This is a genomic window from Petralouisia sp. (assembly GCF_056822245.1).
Genome location: NZ_JBQIOP010000005.1, coordinates 35,936 through 49,214 on the forward strand (window position 1 = coordinate 35,936; position 13,279 = coordinate 49,214).

The 13,279-nt window shown below is 46.7% G+C and carries 8 protein-coding genes; all 8 read right to left on the bottom strand.

Annotated features, from left to right (window positions below):
* Positions 1-5 precede the first annotated feature (5 nt).
* Entirely contained in the window at positions 6-1,058 is a 1,053-nt protein-coding gene (locus tag ACTO17_RS03240; protein ID WP_172536857.1) for an aldose 1-epimerase family protein, read from the bottom strand.
* 41 nt (positions 1,059-1,099) lie between these two features.
* Positions 1,100-3,793 (bottom strand): transglutaminase-like domain-containing protein, encoded by a 2,694-nt coding sequence (locus ACTO17_RS03245; RefSeq protein ID WP_482556881.1) that lies wholly within the window; start codon positions 3,791-3,793, stop codon positions 1,100-1,102.
* 18 nt (positions 3,794-3,811) lie between these two features.
* The gene (locus ACTO17_RS03250) at positions 3,812-4,555 is read right to left on the bottom strand and encodes a copper homeostasis protein CutC (RefSeq protein ID WP_172536855.1); all 744 of its coding nucleotides are present in this window, start codon (positions 4,553-4,555) and stop codon (positions 3,812-3,814) included.
* Between the two features lie 16 nt (positions 4,556-4,571).
* Positions 4,572-6,053, bottom strand: a complete 1,482-nt coding sequence (locus ACTO17_RS03255; protein WP_482556882.1) for an ABC transporter substrate-binding protein — start codon at positions 6,051-6,053, stop codon at positions 4,572-4,574.
* A gap of 22 nt (positions 6,054-6,075) precedes the next feature.
* Entirely contained in the window at positions 6,076-7,038 is a 963-nt protein-coding gene (locus tag ACTO17_RS03260; RefSeq protein ID WP_482556883.1) for a carbohydrate ABC transporter permease, read from the bottom strand.
* 15 nt (positions 7,039-7,053) lie between these two features.
* A complete protein-coding gene (locus ACTO17_RS03265) occupies positions 7,054-8,016 on the bottom strand; it encodes an ABC transporter permease (RefSeq protein WP_482556884.1) in 963 nt (320 codons plus the stop codon).
* Between the two features lie 1,299 nt (positions 8,017-9,315).
* Positions 9,316-11,187 (bottom strand): amylosucrase, encoded by a 1,872-nt coding sequence (locus ACTO17_RS03270; RefSeq protein WP_482556885.1) that lies wholly within the window; start codon positions 11,185-11,187, stop codon positions 9,316-9,318.
* Positions 11,188-11,305: 118 nt separating this feature from the next.
* Positions 11,306-13,276 carry a sucrose-specific PTS transporter subunit IIBC gene (locus ACTO17_RS03275; protein WP_482556886.1) on the bottom strand — a complete coding sequence of 657 codons (1,971 nt, stop codon included), beginning with the start codon at positions 13,274-13,276 and terminating at the stop codon, positions 11,306-11,308.
* Positions 13,277-13,279: the final 3 nt, after the last annotated feature.

Here is a 13,279-nt window from a genome sequence, read left to right on the forward strand (position 1 = left end):
GTTTATTATATTTTGAGCAGGTTTTTTGCTTCTTCCTCGAGCTGTTCTGCCAATTGCTCACCTGATAAAAATGTCAGTATCAGATGTTTCACTTCTGTGTCCTGAGGGGCTATTGTATGCAGGCTGTGTTCTTTGATGTGATAGGGTTTTCCGTACACACTGGAATTGGCCGGCTCCAGGCCTACTACATAATCTCCGGAAGCTGTGGATTTCCACTGCATGAAATAAGGCAGCTCCTTCTGATTGTATTCGATTTTCAGCCCGATGCCCAGTTCTTCATTGAACACTGCCGCAAAGGTATTTCCCTCTGAATCCGCCGCCATTTCATGAAGGAACACGTATTCCGGTTCATTGTCCCTGGGCGGCTCCATCCGGCTGTAATCTTTTGTATGGGCGGCTGCAATTTCATCTCTGGGCTGCACCGCTCTGGTGGGCAGGATAATCCTGGATTTTTCACTCAGAAACGGATACCCCACATTCATATGGTACAAAAGCATCATCGGCTCCGGACGGAATCCTTCATTGGAAATCCTGTCCTCAATATAAATCCTGTTTTTTCCATATACGGTGGAAATTGTCCTTCGGAGCACAAGATTTTCCCCGAAAAGCTCTCCTTCCCGCATTTCTCCGGTTAATGTAACCTTATAATTATCTCCCTGCCAGCAGGCGTCAGCCCCCACATGCTCCGCAGGCGTTGTCCGAATCCTGCCGTGCATGGGATAGTCTCTGCCCTCTATGCTGCAGGGGGCGCAGATATTTTCCAGGCCGCAGGTGAATAAAAGGCCGCCCATAATGCTGCGCTGGGCTTCCGCCCCGTTGGTGTCAAAATGATTTCTGCCCATCAGCCCCGGCTTCGACAGAAAGCTGATGTTGTGCCCGCAGAAGGAGGCTTCTGCAATGTCCATGCATTTGTCGGCCATTACGGTAAATTCCAGAGGGCCGTTTTTCACCTGATAGGCTTTCATTCCTCTGGCCCTGCCTTCCTCATACGTCAGCGGACGGGCATAGATCAATTGCTGTATATTTCCAACATGGCTGTTTAAATATTTCTTCACCATGAATAAGTTCCACCTTTCTGGTTCCTGTGATTCTTTTACGTTTACTGTAAATGGCTTTGATTGACTCTCAAAAGCTCCAGCATGAGTTTCACGCTTCCGGCGCGGTAGCCGCTGCAGGCATATATGCCCCTTAGATCCGGATTTGCAATAACCAGAAGCGGAAGTTTCTCCGGATCTGTGTACATGCTGCGGGCCAGAGGCTCCACCACGTCCTCCAGAGAAGCCTGGTAAATACAAACCTCCGGCATGGCTGCCGCCCGTTCCCAGGCGGCTGTTTTGACCCCATGCTCTTCTCCCACCAGAAAGCAGATCCGGATTCCCATGCTTCGAAAGCTTTCCCGATACTGAAAAATCTCATTCAGCACATGCTCGGTAGGCTCTTCTCCCGGTTCTAAAAATGCCAGAACTGCAGGGCCGTCTTTGGTCAGTGCGGAAATGGGTATCCCCACTCCCTGTTCCAGAACTTCAAAATCCCTGAACACATGGCTCACCAACAGTTCTTCCAGGCGTCCTGTCCGCGCTTTTAAGGATAGCTCCTGCTGCCTGCCTGCCTTTAGAAATATTCTGCATTCCGCCGCCAGCTGGTTTCCGCCGGGCAGGCGGTTTGCAGTCAGAATCCGGTAATGCCCCGGCTCCAACTTCAGTTTCAGCGCTGTGTCCTCAAAAGCAAGGCCCTGATAATCCAGAGTCACAAACCGCCCCTTCTGAAAGCGGGCAATGGTCCAGTTCTGAGAATAATTCCATTCCTCTTCTTTGTTTCTTTTTAAAGTAAGAACTGCAGGGCGGGAGGATTCCGTTTCCCCTTCTGTTTCGGATAATTTCACAAAAACGCCGTTTTGGCAGATCTCCACTTCCTGTTCTGCCTGGCTGATCCGTGCGGGAATTCCCAGAGTGCGGCAAATGGCTGCGCACAGAATTTTCTGACTCATGGGAGTTCCTGACTGCAGCTTTAAAACGCCTGCAGGAGTGGTATAAATCGTATGATACTCAAGCTGTTCTTCGTATGTGATATGGGTTCTGATATACTTCCAGATTTCTTTGGGATTTTTGCGAAACAGGCGCTTCTCTTCCTCACTGAAATAAGCTGAGATTTCTTTTCGGTAACAGGTCATTTCTTCATAAAAAATCCGCGGACAGAGAATATATTTGATATAAATGTCCCTTTCTGATTCCTGTTTCCCCATCCACCTGCTGCGGTAAACAGAAGCATACTGCAAGTGCTCCTCCAGCACATCCGCCCGGGCGTCTCTGTAATCCTTGGGGCTTAAGCTGTGCAGCAGCCATTTTCGGTCAGGGCTTTCATCCCTCTCTAAAAACTGATGCAGCTGATGAAAATTTCCGGCTGCATAACGGAGAAACTCTTTCTCCTCCTGATATTCATCCGCCAGTTCTTCCTGATAAAACCTTCTGATCCGGTCATTCCTTAACATTGCCGCCTGACGAATCCGTTCCCGGTTCTTCGCCCGCTGATGCTTTAACTGTTCCGGCTGCAAAAGTGTTTCTTCCGGCGCGTGAAAATCAATATCTGACCATTGGGCAGATTCTTCCTCTATGTTTGATGAAAGCTGCCGGTTTCTGATGATTTCCGGGCTGAAATCCTCCGGTTTACAGAAATTAAGCTTCAAACAGGCTTCGGCGCATGTTCCCACGTCCAGAAGTTTTTCTCCGGTTCTCCCATCTTTCACGGCCTGCAAATGAATTGTGCCAAGCCCCATGTCTAAAGCCGCTTTTCCTTCTTCATCTGTTTCTATCACCGCAACGGGCCGGTACTCCGCTCCGTTTAAAACTTCAAAAAATACCCGGGCAGCTTTTGCCGGACTGCCGTCTGGCTCTGTTACCGTTATCCGTATCTTTCTGGTTCTGGCATATCCGGCGGTTACGTTTTGATAACAGGGAAGCTCTCCTTCCCGATGCCATCCGGTTCTGTCAGCAGCTTCTCCGGCTTCAGAGGATGCTTGAAAAGCCGAAAAATTCCTGGCATGCACCAGGATTGCCCGGGAGGAAGCGTTTACAAACCAGCCCTGATTCAGCCTTTCTTCCGGCTCGCAGGCTCCCAGAAACTTCCAGGCTCCGTTCACATACACCTCCACCCAGGCATGGTTATCGTCGCAGTGGGCCCACCAGGGCGCATAGACCTGTCTTGCCCCGATTCCCACACTTCGGAATGCGGTCACTGCAAAGGTGGATTCTTCCCCGCATCTTCCCGCCCCTGCCCGGTACATGCCCATGGGAGAAATGGTGCGGAGATCGGAGGCTTCATAGGCGCAGCGCTCCGCGCACCAGTAATTGATTTCCAAAACAGCTTCCTCCAGAGACTTTCCCTGAATCTTGTCTTTCAGTTTCTCATAGAAGAAGGGGCGGCACTTTTCAATGTTTTCTGAATTAATCCGGTAATACAGCACATCATTCAAAAAGATTTCTTCCGGCAGCTCTCTGCACCATTCCACTGCTTCACGCAGCCAGATTCCATGTTTCACGAAGTCTGAAAATATTTCAAATTCATACTCCGCCAAATCCCGAAGGGGCATTGTCCCGTATAAAAATTTCATCAGAATCTGTTGGTTTGGGGTGCAGGCTGCAAGTTTTTGCCTGACTTTTTCCTGGAATTGTTTCATCCATCGGCCGGGGCGGCCTGCCGTATTCTCTTTTGATACGGCCGCCTGCCTGTCTGCAATCCACTGCATCCGGCTGTCATAGGTTTGCTGTGCATAATTCTTCAGGGATTCTGAAAACATCTCCGTCCCGCCCCTTTCTTACCCTTGATTCAGCGCTTCTTTTGCCCTGCGTATTTCTTCTTTGTCTGTTCGGAAGATACTGTATTCGCTGAGCCCGGGCATTCCCATGCTGACTCCTTCTTTCCGGTATGCCATGCCGCTGTCTAAGGTTTTCTTTCCAGACATATGAAAGCAAAAAGCGTGGATTTCTTCTGCCAGCTGCCGTATCACTTCATCATTCACTCCGCCGCCCACAAGGATCTCTGTCCGTTCTCCTGCCTGGGCAATGAGCTTTGAAAGGACTTCTTTTCCTTTCCTGCAGTCCTTGGCCTGGCCGGAAGTCAGAATGATATCAATCCCCAATGCCGCTGCTTCCTCCAATGCATGACAGGGGTTCCTGCAGACATCAAACGCCCGGTGCAGCGTCAGGGAAAGTCCGTCCGCACATGCCCGTAACCGTTCCATCCGGTTAAAGTCCAGGCTGCCGTCGGCTCTCAGGCATCCTGTGACAACTCCGTCGGCCCCCAATTCCCGAAACATCCGGATATCCTCCTCCAACATCTGAAATTCCGCATCGGTATACAGAAAATCCCCGAATCTTGGGCGGATCAGCACATGCAGAGGAATCTGACATTTTTTTCGGATTTGCTTAAACTGGCTGACTCCAGGAGTGGTTCCGCCAATCAGCAGATTGGCGCAGACTTCCAGACGATCCGCTCCGGCTTTACTGGCAATTACCGCAGACTCCACAGAGTCCACGCACACTTCCAACACTTTTTTCATAATCTTCCTCACACTCTTATTTATTTGCTTTCCATTCGTCTATCTGTTTCTGCATTTCTTCAATTACTTTATCAATTCCGGTTGCTTTCAGTTTTTCCTGCAGCTTGGGCAGGTATTCTTCCGGATCAACGCTTCCGGTGAATAAAGATTTTCCGAATTCATCCATAACATTTCCGAATCCTGCCACTTCTGTGCTGACCGGATTCAAGTCGAAGTCGAATCCGAAGGAGGGAGCTTCTACGGAAGAATCGTTAAATTCCTTGAAGGTTGCCCATTTGTCCAGAGGCTCATTTTCCAGTACATAGGTGTTGAACAAGCCGCCCTGTACCCAATAGGAAACAGAATAGTTCTTTCTGGTTTCTTCGTTCAGTTTGATTTTATTTTCGTATACGTATGGTTTTCCTTCTGCCGCTTTGGCTTCCTCAGCAGGAACCTCTACTTTGTCCCAATGTTCTCCTTCGATTCCATAGTTCAGAAGGTTTCTCAGGTATTCATCGGTATTGATCAGATTCAAAAGCTCCACTGCCTTCTCCGGATGCTTGGTCTGTGCATTGACTGCTGTCAGCGCGCCCCGGGCAGAGATATTTGTCACATAAGTGTCCATAATCGGAGTTGCAACCACTTCATATCCCAGGTCTTTGCCCCATACCAGTTCTGCATACGGCTGTCCGTCGCCCTTTGTCACAAAACGCTTGATGGATTTGTCATCGGATGCTGTGGCAGCGTCTTTGTTGATATAGCCTGCCAGATAATATTTCCGCATGGTGTCCAGCGTGGATTTCATTTTCTCTGTCTCAAATACATTTTTCACGGTAAGAGTTTCATCACCATATTCAATACCCACCGGGTCCTGAATCAAGTCCATATAAATAGGCGCGGAATAGCTGCTGGTTAAGTACATAGGCACCACATCCGGCTCATTTTCATGAATTACTTTCAGCCACGGCTCCAAATCCTCCAGGCTGTGGATTTCGTCTACCGGAACATTGTATTTATCTACGTATTCTTTGGTAAATACCCACATGGGCATGCTGCCGATTTCTTTTTCACTGGGTACGCCGTAAGTCTTGCCCTGAACCTTTGCCGCTTCCCAGAACCGGCTGTCGATGTTTTTATACATTTCGGTATCTTTGATGTAATCGTCAAGGGCAAGGAATGCGCCTTTGTCAGCATTCTGGAAATAATTGTTTGCCCAGGAGCAGGTAAAGCACAGATCCCAGTCGTCTCCGGTGTTGACTACCACCTGCATCTTCTGGTTGTAATCTCCCCATCCGGCAGTGTTGACTCTCAGTTTTACCCCAATTTTTTCCTGGGTGTATTCGTTGACTTTTTCCAGTACTTTTTCCTGATCCTTCTGAGCGTCTCCGATCTGCCACCAGGTCAGCTCCACAACCTCCTCTCCGCTGGCATTTGTTTCTTTCTTGTTGCCGCAGCCGGTAAGAAGTCCCGCCGCCAAAACTACCGCAAGGCCAAGTGATGCAAATTTTTTGAATTTCATGATTTCTCCTCCTTGTTCAATTTTACTCCTTCACAGCCCCAACCGTCAATCCATTTACAAAATATCTCTGGAAAAACGGGTAGGCAAAAATAATCGGTAACGTGGATATTACTACAATTGCCATTTTAATGGTCTCTTTCGGCATGTTTGCCGCCACTGCAATGCCGTCCACTCCCATGGTGGCCTTGTTGTTTGCAAGCCAGTCAATGGAGCTTTCAATCTGAATCAGCAGATATTGCAGCGGTATCAAATCTTTGTTGTCCATGTACATCATAGCGTTAAACCAGTCATTCCAGTAACCAAGCGTCAGAAACAGTCCGATGGTGGCAAGTCCCGGCAGCGCCATGGGAATTACGATCTGGAAAAACAGCCGCCATTCCGAAGCCCCGTCAATCTTTGCAGATTCCACAACGGCGTCGGGAATACTGGTTTTAAAAAAGGTCCGCAGCACAATAATATTGAAAGAATTCAGACACAGAGGCAGAACCAGCGCCCAAATAGTGTCTTTTAACATCATTACCTTTGTTACAATCAGGTAATTTGCAATCATACCGCCGCTGAACAGCATGGGGATGGTGATGACTGTGGTAAAAAATTTCCGGTATGCATAATTTTTCCTGGACAGCGTGTAGGCATATGTGCCTGTCAAAAGCAGTCCAATCAAGGTACCGAGAATCGTTACAAGAATGGTCACCCCGTAGCTTCTCAAAATATTCTCACCTGCGCTTACGATATATTCATAGGCGTACAGGCTTAATTTTTCCGGTATAAACCGATAACCGTTCATGGTCAGAGATTCTTCGTCCGTAATGGAAATAATGATGACGAATATAAAAGGAATGACGCAAATCAACGACAGTATCGCCAAAAATATGTTAAACAGCACATTTGTAGGCTTTTTGATTTGATTGTATTTGCAGCCCTCTTCCTCAATTGCCCGGATTCTTTTCTCCATTTTTCTTTTGGACATTGTTTTCTCAGACATGGTTTCCCTCCTTCCTTAGAATAATGCGTTTTCATTGTCCACTTTGGATACGATTTTATTTGCAATCATAATCAGGACAAAACCAACCGTTGACTGGAACAGTGCAGCCGCTGCGCTCATTCCGATTTCCCCGCTGGTCTTAAGGGCCCGGAAAATGTATGTATCAAGCACGTTTGTCACCGGATACAGAGGACCGGAATTCTTAGGAAGCTGATAGAACAGGCCGAAGTCCGCTTTGAAAATTCCTCCCACTGCCATAATCAGCAGAATGGTAATGACCGGCTTTAACAAAGGCAGCGTAATGTATTTGATCTGCTGCCATTTGGTGGCTCCGTCCAACACTGCCGCTTCGTAATAAGTCTTGTCAATTCCGCAGATGGACGCCAGATATACCACGGTGTTGTAACCCATGCCCTTCCACTGGCTCATGAAAATAATGATAAACGGCCAGTATTTGGTTTCCGTATACCAGGAAATCGGCTGCCCGCCGAACTGCTGAATAATTGCGTTAAAGTATCCCTTTTCCGGATTCAGGAATGCAAAAACACAGTAACTTACTACAACCCAGGACAGGAAGTAAGGCAGGAACATGGAACTCTGGTAAATCTTCATCATTCCCTTGTTGCGGATTTCATTCAGCAGCAACGCCAGAATTACTGGTATCACCACGCCCAGAATAATGAACGCCGCATTATAAAGCACGGTGTTCCTTACGATAATCCAGGCGTCTCCGCTGCTGAACAGGAATTTGAAGTTGTCAAACCAGACGGTTTCACTGGTAAACAGGTTGTAAAAAAATCCGTCTCCTGACAGCCTGAATTTCTTGAATGCCACCAGAATTCCGAACAGGGGCAGGTAAGCAAAAAACAGAAACCAGACTGCGCCCGGCATACTCAAAATCAGCAGCTCCTTGTTTGCCTTCAGCCGGGTCAGAAAATTCCCTTTCGGCTTTTCAGCTTTTTTTGTGTTTGCTCTCACATTGAAACCTCCTTCGTTTCCTACCGCACACTGGCTTACCGGTTCGTCAATGTGCAGTATGTTTTTTGATATATTAACTATATCATTGTGTAATTTGCATGGAAAGTTGAAAACTTTTAGGTTCATTGTACAAATTACAGTTATGTTTTTTGAAAAATTGTAAAAATTATAGGATATGGGTTAATCCAGATAGGGATAAAAATAGATATGTATCAGCAGGAGCATAGATTGTCTCCTGCCACGCCTGTATTTAGGCGGTTTGACGTTTGGTACGCTGCATATATTCCTGTTTCATTTCCCGCATTTCCTCGTCCATAGGGATGTCTCCACAATCTGGCGCTATCATCTTGGCTTGTAAAAGCGTTCGTCATTCAGCTTTCCGCTGACATTATCCTCATAGATTTTGCTAAACAGGCCGTCAAGCTCCCTTTATCCGCATTTCGTCCTTTTCTATCTGTTTCTGCTTTGCGGACAATTCGTATCGGCGTTCTGCAAGAGTGGCGACAATCCGCTGTCGGATAAACACACGCTCAAACTGCTGTAAAAAAGACCGGAAATGCTGGAGCTGCTTCAGAACTGACTGTTTTAATGCATCCTCTCAGGTATAGCTCTGTTTGTTCCCCGTATCATCTGTACTTCTTCTCACATATACCTGCCCGTGCCATGCCCATGGCGCCCCTTTCGCGGGGACAGCATTTTGTTCCGGCTTCCCCGGCAGCCTGCCGGCGCCTCCCGTTGGGAAATCCCTGCAGACTGTCCCCTCGAAGGGTATGTCCTTTCTCTGAACAATAGAAAACACCCAAAATAACGCATCTGCCTGACTGCTTTTATCGGTGTGTATCGTTCTTTTGTAAATCTCCTCCCGCCTGGATGGATTTCTTTTTATCAGTTGAATACAAAAAACAGGTGCGCTGCACTCCATATTTATCATGAAACACAGCACACCTGCAAAAATGTATGTATCGCTTTTGTTTATCACTTTTAATACACTGCGGGAATTCCATTGTATTTACACTTCGCCTTAATGCAGCACTGCGAAGGAATCTTATCTGCAATAGAGGCGGAGCACCCATCTTCTGAACAGCAGTTCACAATTCCATCCTTTTTGGTCCATTTGCCAGTCAGACCTGTGACCTCTACTTTCATACTCTTATGGAATGCATTTTTCACACTGTCTACCGGACAAACCCCAAGCGTTCCGTCTTCATGCTGCACAGGTTCGTGGACAACGACTGTCCCACCCCAGTTCCAGCTACAATAATCCTTGCCAAAATCCTTATGGAAACAAAATTTTTCACTTTATTTTTTATCAGAAATCTCCTCGTTCTTTTTCAAATAGAAAAAACCATAAGCGGGTACATTCACTCCGGCCGCTTTTATCTTTTCGCCAGACAGCATATCTGTATATGTCCCGTCAATTTCATTAATCCATGCCGTTTTATCATATTCACTGAAATTAAATAACCCAAGAATTTTCTCACCTTCATAATACCTTCCAATACACAGCACACTGGAATCGAACGTATCAACTGTCCATGTGTCCGCCTGACAGACAAATGCCTTTTCTGACTTTCTGATTTTTTCCAGACATGCTAACTGGCTAAAAATCTGTCCTGCTACACTGGTTCCATCATCAACCTGTTCCGCAAGATTCCATTGGAAAGCCCCCCGGTGGATATAACGTGAATCATTCGCTTTATTCGGATCATCCTTATAGGTGTAATCATTCACCTGCCCGATTTCATCGCCGCTGTAAAGCACCGGTATCCCAGACTGCATGAACATATAAGCATGGAGCATCACATCCAGCTTTATGGCCCTTTCCATGTCCTCTTCTTTCTGCTCAAACCCTGCCTTTTCAATTCCACACATGGATGCAGTAGTTCCGCAAAAACGGGCATCCCCCGTTACCGGGTCAGCATTATACAGTTCTCCCCTGCTGTTGCTGTTCCCCTCAAGCCCTTGAAAATAATTATTCAGATAATGCTTATGGGAACGCTCTTCTATCCCTTCATAGTGCAGAGTACCGTAATCCAACCCCCATCCTATATCATCATGGCAGCGTAAATAATTTAAAAATACATATTCTTTTGGCAGCGCATTCACAATATCAAGCTGCTTTTTTAAAAGACGCACATCCCGTGTCGCCACGGTATGCCACGTTGTCGCCATGGTTGTCACATTATAAAGCATATGACATTCCGGCTTTTCGACTGTCCCAAAATATGGAACGACTTTCTCCGGCTCCATGACAACTTCACCAAGGAGCAGTACGCCCGGACAGACAATCTCGCTGATTATACGCATCAGACGGACAATTGTATGGACCTGCTTCAGATTCCGGCATTGCGTGTTCATCTCTTTCCAAATATATGGCACCGCATCAATGCGTACAATATCAATCCCGCGGTTAGCCAAATATAAGAAATTATACATCATTTCATTAAATACACGGGGATTTTTATAGTTTAAGTCCCACTGGTACGGATAAAACGATGTCATAACATAATGTCCTGCATCTGGCAGCCATGTAAAATTTCCGGGAGCCGTCGTTGGAAATACTTGCGGGACTGTCTTTTCATACATCTCCGGAATTGTATAATCTTTATAAAAGAAGTAGCGGTCCATATATTCACCGTCTCCCTGACGAGCCTTTTTCGCCCACTCATGCTCCTCCGATGTATGGTTCATTACAAAATCCATGCAGACATTTATATTCTTTTTATGGCAGGCGGCAGTCAAATGCCCCAACTCTTCCATAGTTCCCAACTTTTCCTGCACCTTTCGGAAATCCGACACTGCATACCCTCCGTCTGACCTTCCCTCCGGCGTTTCCAGAAATGGCATCAAATGAATGTAGTTTACGTTGCTTTTTTCAAGGTAATCCAGTTTTTCTTCCACACCAGGCATATTACCCGCAAAATTGTCGATATAAAACATCATGCCCAGCATATCGTTCTGTTTGTACCAGTCAGAATTCTCCACCCTCTTTAAATCCCGTTCTTTTAAGTCACTGCCCCGCTCTGTATAAAAGAAATACAGATTATCGCACAGTTCTGCGAACATGGAACTATTATCATAAAGCTCCATGTAAAGCCATCGCAGTTCATCATGGAAACATCCTAACCGGCTATTGAAAACGGAATCCTGTTTCTTTGTTTTCTTTTTCAAATTACCGCCTCCTATATCTTATTTAAAATGCAATCTCACGGATGCGTTTTCTGATTCTAAATACCATTGACGGAGAAACGGAGCATCCCTCCGCAGTCGGTTATGTAATCCCAGCCTATCATTCAACCGTGACAATCTTCTCCATCTGTTTTGACTTACCCGTCTTTACCACATTACAGGACTGATAATCATCGCTGTTTGTCAGCAGTACCGCTGATGTCGTGCTATACCCGGCAGCTTTAATCTTGGAAATATCGAATGTCATAAGCTTCTGTCCAGCCTTGACCTTATCTTCCTCAGATACCAAAACCGTAAATCCATCGCCATTCATTTTTACAGTGTCTACCCCGACATGGATCAGCAGCTCCATTCCACCCGGCCCTGTAATACCGATAGCATGGCGTGTCTCTGCCACAGAAGATATTTCTCCATCAAAAGGCGCCACAACCTCCCCTGTTTCCGGCTCAATGCCGACGCCATCCCCTAAAACACCGGATGCAAAAGTTTCATCCGGAATACTTTCTCTCGGAATAACATTTCCCTGAATCGGAGCAAAAATCACTTCTTCTACACTATCTTCCTTCTCTGTGTGCGTACCCACCTCCAGTTTCTCTGTCCTGACGGGTTCTGCCGTCCTGCTCTCTACCACTGCAGCTTCTTTCTCTTTTTTCCCAAATATATTTCCCAGTACCATGGTGGCAGCAAATGCACTCACGATCGCAATCGCCATGGATACCATAAACTGCAGCATACAATCAGGGCGGATACAGATGACGCCAATCACACCACAAGGTCCCTGAGAAACAGATAATACCTTTACAAGCGTTGCATAAGCAGCCCCGATGCCGCCGCCAATCAATGCCCCGTAAAAAGGATACCTTAATTTCAGGTTGACACCAAATATCGCCGGCTCCGTAATCCCCAGCATGGAGGATATACCGGAAGCGGATGCTAAACTCTTCATTTTAGGATCATTCTTCATCCGGAACATAACAGCTAAGGCCGCTGCGCCCTGAGCACAGTTTGCAGCCGCCACAACCGCAAATGTAGGCGATCCGCCTAATGTGCCGATATTTGCAAGAATCTGTGTTTCAGCCGTTACCAAGCTATGGTGCATGCCTGTGATAACCAGTAACGGATATGTAACTCCGTAAATCAGCCCCCCAACAGAACCAAGGTCAAAGAATAGCCACATAACCGCATTTGTCATAGCATCACCGACACCTCTCATGACCGGGCCGATAAACAGGAAGGTCATTGCCCCGGCAATCAATACAGACAACAGAGGCGTGACAATATTGTCAAGCATTGCAGGAACAATCTTACGCAGCTTTTTCTCCACAAACGACAGGCAAAAAGCTGATGCGATAACCGGAAGGACAGTTCCCTGATATCCTACTTTGGCAACAGACAGCCCGAAAATATTCCAGTATGGAACAGTCCCGTCGAGCAGCGCCTGTCCATAACCATACCCGTTCATTAAATCCGGATGAATCATGATTGCTCCGATAACCGCCCCAAGGATCGGCGTTCCGCCAAATATCTTAGCGGCAGAAAATCCGATCAGCACTGGCAGGAAAGTAAAACCGGCATTGGAAAACAGGTTTATCATATCCGCAAAATCTCTAATCTTCGGAAACGCTTCCACAAGCGACTTGCCTTCGACAAACATCCCCTGCGCCGTCAGAATGTTATTGATACCCATCAGAAGACCAGATGCAACCAGAGCAGGCAGGATTGGTACAAACACGTCTGCAAGGGTCTTCAAAAGTTTTTGCACCGGATTCATCTTTTTTGCTGCCTGCTTTTTTAATTCCTCTTTCGTCATTTCCGTGATATCAGCCATTTTGATAAACTCAGCATAGACATTATTCACAATGCCCGTTCCCAGAATAATCTGAAATTGCCCGCCATTGTTGAAATTACCTTTCACGAGGTCGACATTTTCCAGGGCATCCTTGTCAATCAGAGATTCATCCTTAAGGACAAGCCTGAGCCTTGTTGCACAGTGGGCGGCGCTGGCAACATTATCTTTCCCTCCCATACAGGCCAGGATCTCCTGCGCCGCTTTTACATACTTTTCTTCCACACC